Below are 18,769 nucleotides of genomic sequence, written 5' to 3' on the forward strand. Positions count from 1 at the left end.
GATGGCTTCGGATGTGAAGGAAGAGCGGCACGGCGCCAGATGCCCGCGCGCGGCGCCCGAAAGCGCAGGACGGACCTCTTCCTGCCGGAGCGGCGGGCGGAGAGCCGCAACCGCGCCGTGTTCAAGCAAGCAACCTAAAGCGATGCGGCGCGGCTTCAACGCAAAATCCCCCGATCCGGCGGGAACGGGGGGATTGGTCGTCAGGCTGCCTGTCTGTGGGGCAATGGATAACGTAAGACCGATCTGTGCCCTCAGGCGGCGGCCTTCATCAGCGTTTCGCGCATGAAGTCGATGCGGTCCTGCCCCCAGAAACGTTCGCCCTCGATCACATAGGTGGGCGAGCCGAACACGCCTGCCGCGATGGCGCGCTGGGTGACCGCGTCGGCCTCGTCGCGGATCTCTTCGCTTTCGGCCACATGCAGCAGCTCGAAGGCGGGCATGTCGATCTGGCGCAGCGCCTCGCCGAGATCACCGGGATCGGCGATGTTGCGGCCCTCGGCCCAGACGCCGCGCAGGCAGGCCATGCTGATCGCGTCCTGATCGAGCCCCAGCCGACCGGCGGCGAGGATCACACGACCGGCGAGACGCGGGCAGGTCGGGTAATGGGTCGGCACTTTCGCCATGCGCAGCCCGCGCAGCCGCGCCCAGCGGGCCTGATCCTCGATACGGTAGCTGCGCCGCACCTCGGACTGGTCGAAGGGCGCGACGGTCTCGGCGGCCTCATAGACCTGATGCGGGATGATCGGCAGGAACCGCACATGCGCGCCAGTCTCGCGCGCCAGCGCCATCAGGGCCTGATGCCCCAGATAGGCGTATCCCGACACTGGCGAAAAGTAATACTCGATGACCTTGCTCATGGCAGCCCCCAGGCACAGCGTTTCCGTGGCGGTCCTCCTCGGCGGCCCCGGCTCCTCGGAGCCCCGAACCGGATCGTTGATATCAGTCGGCGCGCGATGCGCTTGGCTTGTCAACAAATGGGCAGGGCCGTGTGTTCCGTGCAGATCCTGTGCCGGAGGTTTCGGCAGAAAGATCTCTCCGGACAGGCGAACGCCCGGTTTTCAGGCAAATTTGAATCGAAACCGGCTGCGCCCCGCCCCGCCCTGCCAAGATTTCGCCCCACCCTGAAACGCCGCCGCGTCGCGGGCGCTCTGCAATATGCTGCGGCACGGGCAAGCAGAGGGTGCCCCTGTCCTGCCGCATCCCGCTTGATCACCGCCCACGCCCGGGGCATGAGAAAGCATGAAGCTTGTTTTCACCGCGCTTTACGGTTTTTGCCTGATCCTGTTCTGGCTGGATCGCAATCGGAACTCCGCCGTACGCCGGATCATCAACGAGGCGAATGCGGCGCTTCTCCGCCTGCTCGAAAACGTCTTCCGCAAAGGGCTGTTCCTCGTGTCGGAGCAGAGGTCGTGGGCGGCGGTGCGGGCGCTGTTCGGCAGCTTTCTCCGCCCCGGGCGGCAGCTCCGCCGGGCGGCGCTCTGGAGCCTGGCATTCCTCGTCCTCTCGATCTCGGGATTCGAGCTGAACGCGCATCTGCTGCGCAATCAGCCGGTGCCGCAGACCGATCACCTGACAAGCACGGTCAGGGTGATCCGCGATTTCGCAAGCGCGAGGAACTGCCTTGTCGTGACCGGGAACGTGCCACTCTGTAGGGAGGCCGGCTTTCTCATCCTTGATACCGCCTCTCTCACAGCCAATCTGCAATCCATGGGACCTTACTGGTCCAGCGACATGGATTTCAGCACCGGCGACACCGACGATCTCGAAACCTCGATCTTTCTTCTGGGCCTGGGGGAAGAGATAGCGCGGACACATCTGTCGCTTGTTCTGGCGGAGGGGGACGCCTATCTCGGCCTGAGTTCCGAACTTTCGACCTCCATCTTAAAGAGATCCGGCTGGTTCACCTCGGCCTTCTATGCCACGGTCCTGCTGCCAAGCCTCTATCTTTCCTGCCTCATCACCACCGCGCTGATCTACTTTTCCAAGGAGATCCGGCTCGACAGGGATATCTACCGCGGCGGTATCATCCTCGGTTCGGCACTTCTGGATTTCGCCTTTTGCGTCGTGCTGTTCTTTGTCGTGACCGCCATCATCTATTTTCTGGGTCCGATCCTGACCCATCTCACCGAGCGGCTTTACGAAAGCTACCTGTTCCCTGAAAACCTGCGGCCGCAGTTCACCCATTACGTGAAAGATGTTTTCGCTCCGCGCGTTCTCGACTATTACGCTCAGCACGGCACCGCTCTCGCCGACCCATGGCGTACGCTTTTCAACGCGCTGGACGAGGGCCTTTCTGCGAACGCATCAGATGCCGTCGTAAATGCCCCGCAGGCACGCTCGCTCTTTGGCGACATGACGCTGTCGACCACCCCGATCTCCGCCACCCTTTCGATGCAACCGACCTTTTTCAAAACACTGGTCGCGACGGGCGGCCTGGTGATTTCGGACGCAGCCACGATCCTGCGCGGATTCTGGAGCTATATTCCAATATATTCGGCAATCCGGAACTGGATGATCCTGATCACGCTGCTGCCGCTTCTCCTGCATATCGCGATCGTCGCGGCGAACCTCTTTTACGCCGCTGCGATGCTGTTCGTCACACGGCCCCTGATCGAGCTGACGCGCGTCGCCTCGGAAACCAGCGCGACAAAGTTCTATGGCGGCGCGCTGGCCTTTACCCTGGGCGTGCTGGGGATCTGGATACTGTAGCGCTCCCGGCCCTTCCGCCCGCCCCCTCTGCCCGTGTATCCTGTGACCATGTCCGCGAATCTGTCCCAGTGCTTTCCCCTGCGCCGGTCCCGCGTCCACGAGGTCTGCGGCCCCGGCGCCACGAGCTTTGCCGCGATCCTCGCCGCGCGCGGGACGGGGCCGGTGCTCTGGGTGCGGCAGGGCTGGGATCATCAGGCGCTGCACCCTCTGGGGCTGGCGCGGGTCTTCGATCCGGCGCGGCTGCTCGTCGCGCAGGCGCCCGGCCAGGTCGATGCGCTGGCGGTCAGCGAAGAGGCGCTGCGCGACGGCGCCGTGCCGCTGGTGGTGACCGAGATCGTCCAGCCGCTCGACCTGCGGCAGGGCCGGCGGCTGCAACTGGCCGCCAAGGCGGGCGCCACGACGGGGCTCTGCCTGATCCCCGAGGGTATGGGCAGCAACGCCACCGAGACCCGCTGGCACGCCGCGCCCCGGCTGGCGGCAGAGGGCGAGGACTCGACAGCGCTGCGCTGGGAAATTATAAAGAACAAATCGGGAACACTTGGGGCCTGGGATGTTCGATGGGATGACACGGCGCATCGTCTGCATGTGGTTCCCCCGGCTGGCGAGCGACCGGGCTCTGCGCGCGCGCCCGGTTGACGGGGCGCCCTTCGCGCTGCTTCTGACCCAGGCCAATGCCGAACGGCTGCATTGCCTCAACGCGCCGGCCGAGGCGCTGGGGCTCTATCGCGGCATGAGCCTCGCCGATGCCCGCGCCTTCTGTCCCGACCTGATCACCGCCCCCGCCGATCCGCCGCGCGAGGCGCGCTTTCTGTCCACCTTGCGCCGCTGGGCCACGCGCTATTGCCCCTGGGTCGGGATCGAGGGGCAGGATGCGCTGGTGCTCGATGTCACCGGCGCGACGCATCTGCATGGCGGCGAGGCGGCGATACTGGAGGATATGCGCGCCCGCGCCACCCGCGCCGGGCTAAGCCTGCGGCTGGGGCTGGGCGACACGCGCGGCGCCGCCTGGGCGCTGGCGCATCACGGCGAGGGTGCAGCGCCGCCCGGCGACGGGCTGGCGACGCTGGGGCCGCTGCCGGTCGAGGCGCTGCGCCTCGCCCCGGACACCGTCACCGGGCTGCAACGGCTGGGCCTGCGCCGCATCGCCGATCTGGCCGCAACGCCGCGCGCCCCCCTCGCCCGCCGCTTCGGCCCCGAGCCGCTGCGGCGGCTCGATCAGGCGCTCGGGGCGCAGCCCGAACCGGTCACGCCGGAGCCCGATCCGCCGCATTACGGCGTCCGCCTCAGCCTGCCCGAGCCTATCGGCCGCACCGAGGATGTGATGGCCGGCGCCGCCCGGCTGCTGGAGCCGCTCTGCGCCAAACTGCTGGCGCAGGAGGCCGGCGCGCGGGTGCTGACGCTGAGCCTGCGCCGGGTCGATGGCGGCAGCCAGTCGGTGGAGCTGCGGCTGGCCAGCCCGATGCGCGACGCCGCGCGTATCCTGCCGCTCTTTGCCCGCGGGGTGGAGGCCGCCGAGGCGGGCTTCGGCATCGACCAGCTGCGGCTGGAGGCGACGCAGGTCGAGGCGCTGCAGGTGCAGCAGCTCGGCGGCCCGGTCGCGGCGGGCGCGGCGGGCGGCCCGGCGCTCGACGATCTGGTGACCCGGATCGGCACCCGCATCGGGCTGGAGAACGTGCAGCGCTTTCTGCCCGCCGACAGCCATATCCCCGAGCGCGCCTTTTCCATCGCCCCCGCCGCCTTTTCCCGCGCCGCGACGGGCTGGCACGCGCCGCGCCCGCGCCCGCTGCGGCTGTTCCCGCCCGAGCCCATCGCCGCCACCGGCCCGCGCCCGCCCGGGCGCTTTCGCTGGCGCGCCATGGCGCTCGACACCGCCCGCGCCACCGGCCCCGAGCGCATCGCGCCCGAATGGTGGCTGCCGGACGACAACTGGCAGCGCGGCGTGCGCGATTACTGGCAGGTCGAGACCCGTCAGGGCCGCCGGCTCTGGCTCTTTCACACGCCGCAGCAGCCGGGCTGGTTCGTGCAGGGGGAATTCGCATGACCGCCGCCCTGCCCCAGCCCACGCCCCCCGCCTATGCAGAGCTGTATGTCACCTCGAATTTCACCTTCCTCACCGGCGCCTCGCATCCCGAAGAGCTGGTCGCCCGCGCCGCCGAGCTGGGCCTCGCCGCCATCGCCATCACCGACCGCAATTCACTGGCCGGCGTGGTGCGGGCCTATAGCGCGCTGAAGATCCTGAGGGAAAAGGCCGAGGAAACGCTGCGCATCCGCTCCCGGCACCGGGTGGACAGCTGCTCGCGGCAGGAGATCGGCACGCCGGAGGAGATCCCCCACCCCGCCGCGCCGCAACTGCCAAAGCTCATCACCGGCGCCCGGCTGGTGCTCGAGGACGACCCGGTGGAATGGCTCGCCCTGCCGGTGGACCGGCCCGGCTATCACCGGCTGGCGCGGCTGCTCTCCACCGGCAAGCGGCGCGCCGAAAAGGGCCAGTGCCGGCTGCATCTGGAGGATCTTCTGGAGGGCTGCGCCGGCATGATCCTCATCGCCCTGCCGCCGCCCGATCTAACGCAGGCCACCGCCCCGGTCCGCGCCCTGCAACGGCGCTACCCGGGCCATGTGTTCCTCGGCGCCGCGCCGCGCTATGACGGCTCCGATCAGGCCTGGCTCGACGCCTGCGCCCATGCGGCGCTGCGGCTCTCGGCGCCGATGGTCGCGGTGGGCGACGTGCTTTTGCACCGCGCATCGCGCCGCCGGCTCGCCGATGTGCTGACCTGCCTGCGCGAGGGGCTGACCATCGACGCCATCGGCACCCGCGCCCTGCCCAATGCCGAGCGCCGGCTGAAGGGCGCCCCCGACATGGCGCGACTCTACCGCAACCACCCCGCCGCGCTGCGCCGCACGCTGGAGATCGCCGCGCGCTGCGCCTTCGATCTGTCGGAACTCAGCTACGAATACCCCGACGAGATCGCCGACGGTGAAACGCCCCAGGGCCGGCTGCGGCGCCTTGCCGAAGCGGGGCTGGTCCGGCGCTACCCGGACGGCGCGCCGGAGAAGGTCTGCAAGCTCATGGAAAAGGAGCTGGCGGTGGTCGGCGAGCTGGGCTTTGCCGCCTATTTCCTCACCGTGAACGACATCGTGACGCATGCCCGCAGCGAAGGCATCCTCTGCCAGGGGCGCGGCTCGGCGGCCAATTCGGTGCTCTGCTTCCTGCTCGGCATCACCGACGTGACCCCGGACATGATCGGCATGGTCTTTGAACGCTTCGTCTCGCGCCATCGTGGCGAGCCGCCCGATATCGACGTGGATTTCGAGCACGAGCGGCGCGAGGAGGTGATCCAGTGGATCTATGAGAAATACGGCCGCCACCGCGCCGGGCTCTGCGCCACGGTGATCCATTTCCGCTCGCGCGCGGCAATCCGCGAGGTCGGCAAGGTGATGGGGCTGAGCCAGGACGTGACCGCCGCGCTGGCCGGGCAGATCTGGGGCATGTCCGATGGCGGCGCCGATCCCGAGCGCATCCGCGAGCTGGGGCTCGATCCCTCGGACCGCCGGCTCGCCCAGACCATTGAGCTGATCGGCGAGATCATCGGCTTTCCCCGCCACCTGTCGCAGCATGTGGGCGGCTTCGTCATCACCCGCGGGCGGCTCGACGCGCTCTGCCCGATCGAGAATGCCGCGATGGAGGACCGAACGGTCATCGAATGGGACAAGGACGATATCGACACACTGGGGATACTGAAGGTCGATGTGCTCAGCCTCGGCATGCTGACCTGCATCCGCAAGGCCTTTGGCCTGCTGAAGGATCACGAGGGCCTCCGCCACCGGCTCGACACCGTGCCGCAGGAGGATCCGGCCACCTATGCCATGCTGCAACGGGCCGACGCCATCGGGGTGTTTCAGGTGGAAAGCCGGGCGCAGATGAATTTCCTGCCCCGAATGAAGCCCGAGACCTTCTACGATCTGGTGATCGAGGTGGCCATCGTGCGCCCCGGCCCGATCCAGGGCGGCATGGTGCAGCCCTATATCCGCCGCCGCCAGAAGCTCGAAGAGCCCGAGCCCTTCGGCCCGGCGTTGAAGGAGGTCACCCGCAAGACGCTGGGGGTGCCGCTGTTTCAGGAACAGGCGATGCAGATCGCCGTGGTCGGCGCCGGCTATTCGGCAGAGGAGGCCGACAAGCTGCGCCGCTCGCTCGCCTCCTTCCGCCGCATGGGCACCATCGGCGAGCATCGCGACCGCTTCCTCGCCGGGATGCGGCAGAACGGCTATGACGACGAGACCGCCGAGCGCTGCTTTGCCCAGATCGCGGGCTTTGCCGATTACGGCTTTCCCGAAAGCCACGCGGCGGCCTTTGCCATGCTGACCTATGTCTCTTCCTGGCTGAAATGCCACCACCCGGCGGTGTTTGCCTGCGCGCTGCTGAATTCCCAGCCGATGGGGTTCTACGCCCCCGCCCAGATCGTGCGCGACGCGCGCGAGCACGGGGTCGAGATCCGGCCGATCTGCGTCAACCGCAGCGGCTGGGACAACGCGCTGGAGCGCCGCGCCGACGGCGCGCTGGCGCTGCGGCTGGGGTTTCGTCAGATCAAGGGATTCGGCAAGGAGGAGGCGGAATGGATCGCGGCAGCACGCGGCAACGGCTATCCCGACCCGGAGAGCCTCTGGCTCCGGGCGGGTCTGGCGCCGGCGGTGCTGGAACGGCTGGCCGAGGCCGATGCCTTTGCCGGGCTCGGGCTCACCCGGCGCGATGCGCTCTGGCAGGTGCGCGCGATCCGGGCGCCCGCACCGCTGCCGCTGTTCTCCGATCCGCTCGACGGCGAGGGGCTGCGCGAGCCTGCGGTGGCGCTGCCGCCGATGCATCTGGGCGAGGAGGTGGTGGAGGATTACGTCGCCACGCGGCTGTCGCTGCGCGCCCATCCGATGGAGCTTTTGCGCCCCGCCCTGCCCGGGCTCATACCGCATGCGGAGCTGGCGACCACGCCACTGCGGCGACTCAGCGTCTGCGGGCTGGTGATCACCCGGCAGCGGCCGGGAACGGCCTCGGGAGTGATCTTTCTGACGCTGGAGGACGAGACCGGCGTGTCGAACGTGGTGGTCTGGCCAAAGGTCTATGCGCGCTATCGCCGCGTGGTGATGGGCGGGCGGTTGCTGCGGGTGCGCGGGCATCTGCAACGCGAGGGGATCGTGGTGCATCTGATCGCGGAGCGGATCGAGGACATGTCGGCGCGGCTCTCCGATCTCGGCCACCCGCTGGACGAGGCGGTGGGCATCACCTCCCCCGCCGCCGACGACGCCCCGCGCCCGCCACGCTACCCGCCCCGCGCCCGGCATCCGCGCGAGCAGGCGAAGCGGCTGTTCCCGAGCCGGGATTTTCATTGAGCGAGGTGGGTTTAGATAGCTGCTCCATCCCCGAGCCCCAGGCCCGGCTCCCGCTGCGTTGCTGACAAGCCCAGCTTGGAATATAGCCCTCCTCAAAGACCGACCGCTGAGGCCCCGGATCAAGTCCGGGGCGGGAGTTGACGATCCGTAGGGTGGGTTTCCAACCCACCGCCCGCGCCGGCCTACCCCGCCAGCAGCGCCCGTGCCGCCGCACGGGCCTCGGGGGTGACCGTGTCGCCCGAGAGCATCCGCGCAAGCTCGTCCTCGCGCGCGCCGGAATCGAGCGGCGTCACCGTCGAGAGCGTCATCTCCTGCTCTACCCGCTTCTGCACCCGCCAGTGATGCGCGCCGAGCGCCGCGACCTGCGGCGAATGGGTCACCACCAGCACCTGCCCGCCGCCGGCCAGCGCCTTCAGCCGCCGGCCCACCGCATCCGCCGTGGCGCCGCCGACGCCGCGGTCGATCTCGTCGAAGATCATCGTCACGCCCCGGTTGCGCTCTTCCGAGAGGCAGACCTTCAGCGCCAGCAGGAAGCGCGACAGCTCGCCGCCAGAGGCGATCTTGTTCAGCGGCCCCGAGGGCGCGCCCGGGTTCGTCGCCACAGTGAAGGCCACCGCGTCGCGCCCCTCCGGGCCCGGCTCGCCCGGCGTGATCTCGGTGCGGAACACCGCCCGCTCCATCTTCAGCGGCGCCAGCTCGGTGGCCATCGCCGCGTCGAGCCGTTCCGCCGCCTGCACCCGCGCCGCGCTCAGGCGCTCCGCCGCCGCATCATAGGCGCCATCCGCCTCTTTCACCGCGCGGGTCAGCACGGCGATATCCTCGGCGCCGCGCTCCAGCGTCGCCAGCCGCCCGGACAGCGTTGCCGCCAGCTCAGGCAGCGCATCGGGGGCCACCTGATGCTTGCGCGCCAGACCGCGAATGGCGAAAAGCCGCTCCTCGGTCTCTTCCAGATCGTGCGGGTTGAACTCCAGCGCATCGAGGCATTCGGCCACCTCGCGCCCGGCCTCGTCGAGCTCCGCCATGGCGCGGGTCAGCGCGGCAATCGCCGCCTCCAGACGCCCCTCGGCCTTGTCCGAGGCGCCTTCGAGCCAGCGCAGCGCATTGGCCATGGCGCCCTCGGCCCCCTCGTATCCCAGCGCGTCGGAGGCCTTCGCGATATCCTCGCGGATGCGCTCGGCGGCCTGCATGGTGCGGCGGCGGGTGTCGAGCTCAGCCTCTTCCTCCGGTCCCGGCGCGAGCTTGTCGAGCTCCTCCACCGCGTGGCGCAGGAATTCCTCCTCGGCGCGCATCTCGGCCAGCGCGGCCTCCGCCGCCTCCAGCCGCTTGCGCGCGGTGCGGCGCTCGGCCCAGGCCGCGCGCACCGCCGCCAGCTCGGCGGAGATCGCCGCATAGCTGTCGAGAATCGCCCTGTGGCCCGAGGGGTTCAGCAGGCCGCGGTCGTCATGCTGGCCATGCAGCTCGACCAGCGTATCCGAGAGCCGCCGCAGCACCTCGCCGCTGGCGCGGCGGTCGTTGACCCAGCCGGTCTTGCGCCCGTCCGCCGAATTCACCCGCCGCAGGATCAGCTCGTCGGAGACCGGCAGCCCCGCCTCCTCCAGAACGCCGCGCGCCGCGTGGCCGGAGCTCAGCTCGAACACCGCCGTCACCTCGCCCTGCGCGGCGCCGCTGCGCACAAGTTCGGCGCGACCGCGCCAGCCCAGCACGAATCCCAGCGAATCCAGCAGGATGGACTTGCCCGCCCCGGTCTCACCGGTGAGCACATTGAGACCGGGCTGGAACATCAGGTCCAGCCGGTCGATGATCAGCATGTCACGGATTTCAAGCGCACGCAGCATGACGCGTAAGGCGGGGGATCACCCCGCCATCCCCTAAAGCCACTGGCCCTTGACCATCTGGCGATAGATCTGCGCCAGCCAGCTGTCGCCCGCCGCCTTCAGCTCCAGCCCCCGGCCCGTCAGCAGCTTGTAGCTATCCTCGTACCAGTCGGTGCCCTGATAGTTGTAGCCCAGAATCGCGCCGGCGGTCTGCGCCTCGTCGGTGAGGCCCAGCGACAGATACGCCTCCACCAGCCGGTGCAGCGCTTCCGGCGTGTGGGTGGTGGTCTGGAAATCCTCGACCACCGAACGGAAGCGGTTGATCGCCGCGCCGTAATGCTGGCGCTTGAGATAGTAGCGGCCGATCTCCATTTCCTTGCCGGCCAGATGGTCGAAGGCAAGATCGAATTTCAGAATCGACGAGCGCGCATATTCGCTGTCGGGATAGCGCTCGATCACCGTGCGCAGCGCCTGCAACGCCTGGAAGGTCAGCCCCTGGTCGCGGCCCACTTCCTCGATCTGGTCGTAATAGCTGAGCGCCAGCAGATACTGCGCATAGGCGGCATCGTCGTCGGTCGGGTAGAAGTCGATATAGCGCTGCGCCGAGGCGCGGCTGTTCTCGTAATCCTTCTCGAGATGATAGGCATAGGCCTGCATGATCAGCGCGCGCTTGGCCCAGTCGGAATATGGGTAAAGCCGCTCGACCTCGCCGAAATAGAACGCCGCGGTCTCGCCATCCTTGCGATCGATTTCATACTCGCCGCGCTCATAGATCTGCTCGGCGGAATAGGTCTCGATGGGAATATTCCCCCGGGCAAAGCCCGGACGTTCCTGCGCCGTGCACCCGGCCAGAACAATGGCGGAAAAAGCCGCCCCGATCACAATCTTCCGCGATCTGCCGCCTGCCATGCCCGACAATCCTCATATCCCTTGCAACGGACCGGTCCCCGATCCTTGGCATGGTCCTAGCACAGAAAATTCCGGGGCAAAACGCCTTAACGGCGATTTGCCGCCGGCAAAAACGATCAGGCGACGGCGGGGATCTCGTCGCGCTCGACACCGGCCCCGGGCAGGCGCGCGGCGACCAGCCGGTCGCAAAGCGTAAAGCGATAAGCCCCGGGATCCGCAAAGAGCGCGTGCAGGAGCATATTGGTGATGGCGTGGCCGGCCTTGTGGCCCTCGTAATGGCCGATGATCGGCGCACCTGCGGTGAAGAGATCGCCCAGAGCGTCGAGCATCTTGTGACGCACCGCCTCGTCGTCATGACGCAGGCCACCGGGCGACAGAACCTCGTCGCCATCGACCACCACGGCGTTTTCATAGGTGCCGCCGAGCGCCAGACCGTTGGCCTGCATCGCCTCGACATCGGCCTGGCGGCAGAAGGTGCGGCTGTCGCAGAGCTCACGCACGAAGGTGCCGTTGGCGAGGTTGAGGCTCTTGTCCTGGGTGCCGATGGCGGAATCGGTGAAGGCGATATGGAAATCCATGCTCAGCCCTTCGCCTTCCGGCGCCGGGCTCAGCCGGGCCCAGCCGCTGTCGGTCTTCACCTCGACGGGTTTCAGGATTTCGATGGCACGCACCGGAGCATGCAGGCCGCGCACGCCGCGCGCCAGGATGCCGCGCACGAAAGGCGCTGCGGAGCCGTCGAGAATCGGCACTTCCGGGCCGTCGATCTCGATCAGCGCGTTGTGCACGCCGCAACCGGCCAGCGCGGCCATGACATGTTCGATGGTCGAAACAGCGACACCAGCGGCGTTGACGATGCGCGTACAGAGCGGGGTCACCTCGACGGCATCCCAGCGCGCAGGCACCAGCCTGTCGCCCAAAAGAATGTCGGTCCGCTTGAACCAGATGCCGTGCTCGGCCATGGCCGGACGGATCGTCATGCGCGCGGGCTTGCCGGAATGCAGGCCAACGCCTTGAAAGGTCACAGCGGAACGGAGTGTCGTCTGCACGTGGATCACCTCGGTCTTCAAAACCCGCCTCCCCATAGGCGGCTTCTTCGAGGTTGGAGATATAGACGGCCCCCTGTCATCTCAAATCAAAGATTGTAACCGCCTGAAACATCACCGTAACGCGATGCGCGAAACCCCGCGCAGCTCTGACAATCGCGTCGCAACTCGCTGTTATACAAACAAAAAACGCCCCCTAAATCGGGGGCGTTTCTGTCCGCTCATGCGAGAATATCAGTTCGCCTGACGCCGCAGGAAGGCCGGAATTTCAATCCGGTCCTGATCCTGAGCCTCTTCCGGATCGGCCACAGGCGCCGGCTGATGCGCCTGAACCGGCGGCTGCTGGCGGCGCGGCGCGGGCGCGGCTTCCTGGGCATGGCCGGTCATGCGGTTGATCAGCGAGTTGATGCCGAAACGCGGCTTGTCGCCCTCTCCCCCGCGCGCGGCCCCAGCGGGCTGCTGCGGCTGCATCTGACGCGGGGCCTGCGCCTGCCCTGCCGCCTGCTGGCGGTTGCGCGCGGCGGCGGCCTGAAGCCGGGCCATGGTGTCCGGCGAAGGCGTGCCCGGCGTCGGCGCCCGCGGCGCGACGAAGGTTTCGGGCTCGGCCTCGAGCGCATCGGGCTGCGGCTGGAACTGCGCCACCTGCGGGCGGTAGGCTGGCGGCGGCAGATCGTCCTGGGTCTGAGCCGCAGCGGGGGCCGGCTCCTCGAAGAGGCTCTCGGCGGGGTCCTGTGCGTGGCGCTCGCTCTCAAGCGACTCAAAGAGCGACGGCTCGTCTTCCTCGTATTCCGGCTCTGCCACCTGCGCGGCCACCGGGGCCGGCGCGGGTTTCGGTGCCGGGGCCGGGGTCTGTGCCGGTGCCGGAGCGGCCGCCGCCGGGGCCGGCGCCTCTTCGGTCATGGTCGGCTTCAGCGGCTCGGAAAGCTTGCGGCGCGGCACCGGGATATCGTTCTGCACGGCACTGGCGTCGATGCCGGTGGCGACGACGGAGACGCGCATCATGCCTTCCATGCTGTCATCCAGCGTCGAGCCGACGATGATATTGGCATCGGCATCCACTTCTTCGCGAATGCGGTTGGCCGCCTCGTCGAGCTCGAACAGCGTCAGGTCGTGACCGCCGGTGATGTTGATCAGCACGCCCTTCGCGCCTTTCAGCGAGATCTCGTCCAGCAGCGGGTTCGCTATCGCCTTCTCGGCTGCCTGGATCGCGCGCTCCTCGCCCTCGGCCTCGCCGGTGCCCATCATCGCCTTGCCCATCTCGTCCATCACCGAGCGGACATCGGCGAAGTCGAGGTTGATCAGGCCCGGGCGCACCATCAGGTCGGAAATGCCCTTCACACCCTGATAGAGTACATTGTCGGCCAGCGAGAACGCCTCGGTGAAAGTGGTCTTTTCGTTGGCCAGACGGAACAGGTTCTGGTTCGGGATGATGATCAGCGTGTCGACGACCTTTTGCAGCGCCTCGACGCCGTCCTCGGCCTGACGCATGCGCTTGGCGCCTTCGAACTGGAAGGGCTTGGTCACCACGCCCACGGTCAGCACGCCCAGCTCGCGCGCGGCCTGCGCGATGATCGGGGCTGCGCCGGTGCCGGTGCCGCCGCCCATGCCGGCGGTGATGAAGCACATATGAGCGCCGGCCAGGTGATCGACGATCTGCTCGATGCTCTCCTCGGCGGCAGCAGCGCCCACCGAGGCCCGCGCACCCGCGCCCAGCCCCTCGGTCACCTTCACGCCCAGCTGCACCTTGTTATGCGCCATGGACTGTTGCAGCGCCTGCGCGTCGGTGTTCGCGGTGACGAAATCCACGCCTTCGAGCTGCTGGGTGATCATGTTGTTGACGGCGTTGCCGCCGGCACCGCCCACGCCGAAGACCGTGATCCGGGGCTTCAGCTCTTCCTGGCCGGGCATCGAGAGGTTGAGTGTCATATGCTGGTCCGCCTGTCTTTTATGACTTGTTTGCACGCCTGTCCTGCGCCTTTGTGGGCAATTCTTACCGATATCTAATGGGTCGGTCACGTAAAAAACGCAGATTCGCCACGAAATATAGGGGATTCTGGGGCCGTCCGCGCGGGATTTCGCCGAAACCGCTATATTTTGCGGCCTGCGCACATCCACGCGCAACAGACCTCGGGCGACACACCGGTATCACGGGTGCCGTCAGGGTGTTTCGCTCGCAATTTTCAGGGAAGTCTGCCCGACACCCCTCACGCCTGCGTCTTGTGCACAGATCTGTGGATAAGCTAGCAGAGTCGCGCCCCGCCGTCACCCCGGTTTCGACGGCGAAACGCGCGGATTTTCGCGCGCCCCGCCCTTTCATCTTTCTTCAAATACTCAAAAAAACACCCCGCCCGCGCCACGGGCGCCGCCGCTCACCAGTTGTCGCGGAACCATTTCACCGCGCGCTTCAGCGAGCGCGCCGGGTATTTGTCGACCGGGATCTCGAAATCCCACCATTCGTCCTGCGGATGCGCCGCGAAGAGGCACATGCCCACGGCGCTGGCAAAGCCCGGGCCGGTGGCCGCCTGCGGCAGCCCGTGCACCCGCATCGGCCGGCCCAGACGCACCTGCGAGCCCAGAATGCGGCTCGCCAGCCCGTCGAGCCCGGGGATCTGGCTCGCCGCGCCGGTGAGCACGATCTGCTGGCTCGGCATATGCTCGAAGCCGGCGGCATCCAGACAGGAGCGCACCTCTTCGAGGATCTCCTCCACCCGGGGCCGCATGATGCCGATCAGCTCGGCGCGGCTCACCTGCCGGCGGTCGTGATGCCAGTCGCCGGTATCGCCCGAGATCTCGATCATCTCTCGGTCGTCCATGCCGGTGGCGACGACACCGCCGTAAAAGGTCTTGATACGCTCGGCCATCGCCATGGGGATCTGAAGCCCCATCGAGATATCGCCGGTCACATGGTTGCCGCCCATCTGCACGGCATCCGCATAGATCATGTGTTTCTTCATGAAGATCGACACGCCGGTGGTGCCGCCGCCCATGTCGATACAGGCCGAGCCCAGCTCCTGCTCGTCCTCGACCAGCGCCGCGATGCCGCTGGCATAGGCCGAGCTCGCGAGCCCCGCGAGCTCCAGATCGCAGCGCTTCACGCAATGCGCGATGTTCTGGATCGCCTGCGCGTTCACCGTCAGCATATGCATATCGGTGGCCAGCGCCTGCCCGATCTGGCCGCGCGGGTCGTTCAGCCCGGAGCGGTGATCGAGCGCGAAATTCACCGGCTGCGCGTGCAGCACCTCTCGGCCATGGCCGAAATCCGGAACGTCGCAGGCCGAGAGCACCCGCGCCACATCCTGCTCGGTCACCATGGTGCTCTCGATCTCGACCTGCCCGGCCAGCCCGTAGCTGCGCGGCTCGGCCCCCGAGAAACAGACGATGACGTGATCGACCCGGATGCCGGCCATCTTCTGCGCCGCCTGCACGGCAGTGCGGATGGCCCGCTCGGTCTCGCCCATGGCGGCGATCTCGCCGAATTTCACCCCGCGCGAGCGCGTCGTCGCCGCGCCGATGACGCGGAAGCCCGACTGCCCGGCCAGCGAGCCGATGCCGTCATCGCCCAGCTTTTCCGTGCCGTCGAAGCGCAGCACCAGGCAGGCGATCTTGGAACTGCCCACGTCCAGGATCGCCACCACCCCCCGCTGCATCGCCGCCTTGCGCATGTTGCGCATGGCGCGCTGGGATTCATAGAGCTCGATCATTATTGGTTTTCTCCGGTCTCCATGGCCTTGATCCGCCAGTATTCGCCTATCGCCTCGCCGTTCAGCCGCAGCGTCGGGCGCCGCGGCAGCCGCAGATCCACCGCCGCGATATCGCGCGACAGCATGTCCACCGCCTGATCCATGGCGATGGCGCGTTCCAGCGCCCGCACCGCGCCCGTCTCGGGCAGCATCAGGCGCTGACCGCGATCCAGCACCACATCCCAGCGGCGTTCGCCGATCCGCTCCAGCCCGCGCAGCCGCCCGGCGAGCGGCGCCGCCGCCTGCACCAGCTCCACCGCCTCGGCGACGAAATCGTCCGCGCCCTTGCCCGCGATCACCGGCAGCCCGGGATACTCGCTCCGCACCATCGCCGGGCCGACCCGCGCGCCGGTATCGTCGAGCAGTTCCAGCTCGCCGCGCAACCGCCACAGCGCCACCGGCACCCGCTCGGTCACGTCGATCTGCAACACCCCGCCCTGCCGGATGCGTAGCCTCGCGCTCTCGACCGCATCCAGCCCGACAATCGCGCCTTGCATCAGGACGAGATCGAGATCGAAGGAACTGACGGGAAAGTCGATGGGCAGGATCTCGCGGATATCGTCGGAGACACCGGGGCTGGCGCCGTCGATGGCCATGAGATTGACCATGAATTCCGGCCGCGTCTCGATCTGGTTGCGGATGCCGGCGATGGCGTCGAGCACGGCGGTGCGGTGATCCTCATAGGAAAAATACCAGCTCGTCGCGCCGAAACCGATCAGCGCCGGCAGCCCGACCCGCAGCGCCAGCCGGAAGAGCGGCGTCAGCATCAGCCGCTCGATGCGGTATTTCAGCCGCGAGGGCGCGGGATCGGGGCGGTGGACCTGCGGCGCGGGCGTCTCGGTCATCGGTTGCAAGAGGCATCCTCCACCAGCCAGCGGCAGAACTGCCCGAAGCTGTAGCCAAAGAACTGTGCCTGCTCGGGCACCAGCGAGGTCGGCGTCATACCCGGCTGGGTGTTGGTCTCCAGCAGCACCAGCCCGGCAAGACCGCGACTCTCGTCCCAGCGGAAATCCGTGCGGCTGGTGCCCCGGCAGCCCAGCGCCTCATGGGCGCGCAGCGCGTAATCGAGACAGGCGTCGAAGATCTCCCGCGGCACCTCGGCGGGCAGCACATGGCGCGAGCCGCCCTCCTTGTACTTGGCGTCGTAATCGTACCAGCCATCGGTGAGGATATCGGTCACCGTCAGCGCCCGGTCGCCCATCACCGTGGTGGTAAGCTCGCGCCCGGGCACATAGGCCTCGACCATCAGCGTCTCGGGCATCTCGGCGGCGAGGCGCGGCGGTGTGTTAGCCCCCTCCTGCACCAGATAGACGCCGACAGAAGAGCCCTCGTTATAGGGCTTCACCACATAGGGCGGCGCCATGACGTGGCGCGCTTCGATCTCGGATTTGTCGGCGAGCAGGCTGTCCACCACCGGCAGCCCGGCGGCACGATAGACCTGCTTGGTACGTTCCTTGTCCATGGCCAGCGCAGAGGACAGCACACCGGAATGGGTATAGGGAATCCCCAGCCATTCCAGCAGCCCCTGCACGCAGCCATCCTCGCCCCAACGGCCATGCAGCGCGTTGAACACGACATCTGGCGCCAGTGCGGACAGCACCTGCGCCAGATCGGGGCCGGCATCGACCTCGGTGACCTGGAATCCTTCGTCCCTCAAAGCGGCGGCACATTCCCGTCCGGAACTGAGTGACACCTCGCGCTCTGCGGAGGGGCCGCCCAACAATACCGCCACTTTCGGGTTTGCCCTGCTCGACATCCCCAAAACCGCCTCGAAATGATGGGGCTTTGCGCCCCTTGTTCTGCTCTGGGGGTGATCCCCCTTATGGTCGGCGCCCCGCGCTTTTTGCGATGATCGCCGCGTCCGTTTCAGCGCGGTTTCCCGGCCTCAGGACGCTGCGGGTTCTCCGACCCGCATGATTTCCCAATGTAACGCTATTCCGCTGTGTTGGAAAACCTTTTTTCGCACCTCCTCGCCCAATCCTTCCAGATCGGCGGCGGTTGCGCCTCCGGTGTTCACCAGGAAATTCGAATGTTTGGGCGACATCTGCGCCCCGCCCCGTGTGGCGCCGCGCAGACCGGCCTCGTCGATCACCTTCCATGCTTTCAGCTCGTGGGTGTCGTCGGCGAGGCCGGTGGAGCTGAACCCCGCCGGGTTGCGAAAGGTCGAGCCGGCGGTACGGTCCTTGCTGGGCTGGCTTTCGTCGCGTTTCTTGAGCTGCGCCGCCATGCGCGCCTCAAGCGCCTCGGGATCGCCCGGCGCGCCTTGGAACACCGCCTCTGTCAGCACCCAGCCCTCGGGCAGCGCACTCTGGCGGTAGGCGAGTTTCAGCTCAGCCGGCGTCAGCGTCACCAGCGCGCCGTCGCGGGTGACCGCACGCGCCTCGATCAGGTGATCGGCGACGTAGGAGCCGTAGCAGCCGGCATTCATCCGCACGGCGCCGCCGATGCTGCCCGGGATGGTGCGCAGAAAGGTCAGGTCCACCCCCGCCTGCGCCGCGCGCTTTGCCACATGCGCATCGAGCGCGGCGGCACCGGCGGTGACGCGGGTGCCTTCGATGGAGATGCCGTTGAAGCCGCGCCCCAGGCGGATCACCACCGCGCGGATGCCGCCGTCGCGCACGATCAGGTTCGACCCCACGCCCATGGGGAACACCGGCTGCCCGGCAGGCAGCGCGCGCAGAAAGTCGCGCAGATCGTCGAGATCGGCGGGCTGAAAGAACAGATCCGCCGGCCCGCCAACGCGCAGCCAGGTCAGATCGGAGAGCGGGCGGTCCGCCGTCAGGCGCCCGCGCACGGGGGGAAGCGTGTCAGTCATCGCGCGCCTTCTGCCGCGCCCCGCGGCGGCAGTAAAGCCCCGGCCCGCCGCCGGGACACAGACGGGCCGTCATCGCTCACCGCCACCCCCGAGCCGCGCGCGCAGCCAGCGCCAGAGATACCGCAGAGGCCAGCGCAGCACGCTCATCCCGGCCAGCAGAACGACCAGCCCGACCCAGGGCCCGTTTTCCCAGACGACATAGGCCAGCAACGGCAGACCGAGCCCGATCAAAAGATAGGCCCGCCGCCAATGATTGTCGCGCGCGGGCAGCATCGCCAGCACATTGGCGGCAATCGCCCAGACACAGGCCAGGAAAAGAGAAATGGTCATCGGCATCCCCTGCATACGCCACGGGCAGGCTCA

14 protein-coding genes are annotated in these 18,769 nt (G+C 67.8%); 4 read left to right on the forward strand and 10 right to left on the reverse strand.

Going from position 1 to position 18,769, the window contains the following annotated elements; translation table 11 throughout:
- Nucleotides 1–251: 251 nt before the first annotated feature.
- Entirely contained in the window at nt 252–857 is a 606-nt protein-coding gene (locus tag I6N89_RS08805; protein WP_207017960.1) for a 2-hydroxychromene-2-carboxylate isomerase, read from the reverse strand.
- A 382-nt stretch (nt 858–1,239) separates the two neighbouring features.
- On the opposite strand from I6N89_RS08805, the gene I6N89_RS08810 reads away from it, so the two are divergent.
- Genes I6N89_RS08810 through I6N89_RS08825 form a run of 4 tightly spaced genes read left to right on the forward strand, consistent with a single transcriptional unit; the run spans nt 1,240 to nt 8,085 of the window.
- Nucleotides 1,240–2,709 (forward strand): hypothetical protein, encoded by a 1,470-nt coding sequence (locus I6N89_RS08810; RefSeq protein WP_207017962.1) that lies wholly within the window; start codon nt 1,240–1,242, stop codon nt 2,707–2,709.
- A gap of 48 nt (nt 2,710–2,757) precedes the next feature.
- Complete coding sequence (locus I6N89_RS08815) at nt 2,758–3,345, forward strand: ImuA family protein (protein ID WP_207017963.1); 588 nt, start codon at nt 2,758–2,760, stop codon at nt 3,343–3,345.
- Entirely contained in the window at nt 3,260–4,750 is a 1,491-nt protein-coding gene (locus tag I6N89_RS08820; RefSeq protein ID WP_207017966.1) for a Y-family DNA polymerase, read from the forward strand. Before I6N89_RS08815 ends, I6N89_RS08820 begins: the two co-directional genes overlap by 86 nt.
- Nucleotides 4,747–8,085 carry an error-prone DNA polymerase gene (locus tag I6N89_RS08825; RefSeq protein WP_207017968.1) on the forward strand — a complete coding sequence of 1,113 codons (3,339 nt, stop codon included), beginning with the start codon at nt 4,747–4,749 and terminating at the stop codon, nt 8,083–8,085. The genes I6N89_RS08820 and I6N89_RS08825 overlap by 4 nt, the downstream gene beginning before the upstream one ends.
- Before the next feature lie 182 nt (nt 8,086–8,267).
- On the opposite strand, the gene recN is transcribed toward I6N89_RS08825, so the two are convergent.
- The 9 genes from recN to I6N89_RS08870 all read right to left on the reverse strand — a co-directional run bounded on the left by recN (nt 8,268) and on the right by I6N89_RS08870 (nt 18,736).
- Nucleotides 8,268–9,920, reverse strand: a complete 1,653-nt coding sequence (gene recN, locus I6N89_RS08830; RefSeq protein ID WP_207017970.1) for a DNA repair protein RecN — start codon at nt 9,918–9,920, stop codon at nt 8,268–8,270.
- Between the two features lie 33 nt (nt 9,921–9,953).
- Nucleotides 9,954–10,808, reverse strand: coding sequence for an outer membrane protein assembly factor BamD (locus I6N89_RS08835; RefSeq protein WP_207017971.1), 855 nt, complete (start codon nt 10,806–10,808; stop codon nt 9,954–9,956).
- Between the two features lie 116 nt (nt 10,809–10,924).
- On the reverse strand, nt 10,925–11,854 hold the full coding sequence (lpxC, locus tag I6N89_RS08840; RefSeq protein WP_207017973.1) for a UDP-3-O-acyl-N-acetylglucosamine deacetylase: 930 nt from the start codon (nt 11,852–11,854) through the stop codon (nt 10,925–10,927).
- A 231-nt stretch (nt 11,855–12,085) separates the two neighbouring features.
- Nucleotides 12,086–13,777, reverse strand: a complete 1,692-nt coding sequence (gene ftsZ, locus I6N89_RS08845; protein ID WP_207017975.1) for a cell division protein FtsZ — start codon at nt 13,775–13,777, stop codon at nt 12,086–12,088.
- A gap of 443 nt (nt 13,778–14,220) precedes the next feature.
- Nucleotides 14,221–15,552, reverse strand: coding sequence for a cell division protein FtsA (gene ftsA / locus I6N89_RS08850; RefSeq protein WP_207017976.1), 1,332 nt, complete (start codon nt 15,550–15,552; stop codon nt 14,221–14,223).
- Nucleotides 15,552–16,436, reverse strand: a complete 885-nt coding sequence (locus I6N89_RS08855; protein WP_207017977.1) for a cell division protein FtsQ/DivIB — start codon at nt 16,434–16,436, stop codon at nt 15,552–15,554. The genes ftsA and I6N89_RS08855 overlap by 1 nt, the downstream gene beginning before the upstream one ends.
- Nucleotides 16,433–17,347: a D-alanine--D-alanine ligase gene (locus I6N89_RS08860; RefSeq protein WP_207017978.1), complete on the reverse strand. Its 915-nt coding sequence runs from the start codon at nt 17,345–17,347 to the stop codon at nt 16,433–16,435. Before I6N89_RS08860 ends, I6N89_RS08855 begins: the two co-directional genes overlap by 4 nt.
- A gap of 129 nt (nt 17,348–17,476) precedes the next feature.
- Nucleotides 17,477–18,406, reverse strand: coding sequence for a UDP-N-acetylmuramate dehydrogenase (gene murB, locus I6N89_RS08865; RefSeq protein WP_207017979.1), 930 nt, complete (start codon nt 18,404–18,406; stop codon nt 17,477–17,479).
- Nucleotides 18,407–18,475: 69 nt separating this feature from the next.
- Nucleotides 18,476–18,736, reverse strand: a complete 261-nt coding sequence (locus tag I6N89_RS08870; protein ID WP_207017980.1) for a DUF2484 family protein — start codon at nt 18,734–18,736, stop codon at nt 18,476–18,478.
- Nucleotides 18,737–18,769 lie beyond the last annotated feature (33 nt).

The sequence above is a fragment of the Salipiger abyssi genome, from assembly GCF_017311415.1.
GTDB classification, from domain to species: Bacteria; Pseudomonadota; Alphaproteobacteria; order Rhodobacterales; family Rhodobacteraceae; genus Salipiger; species Salipiger abyssi_A.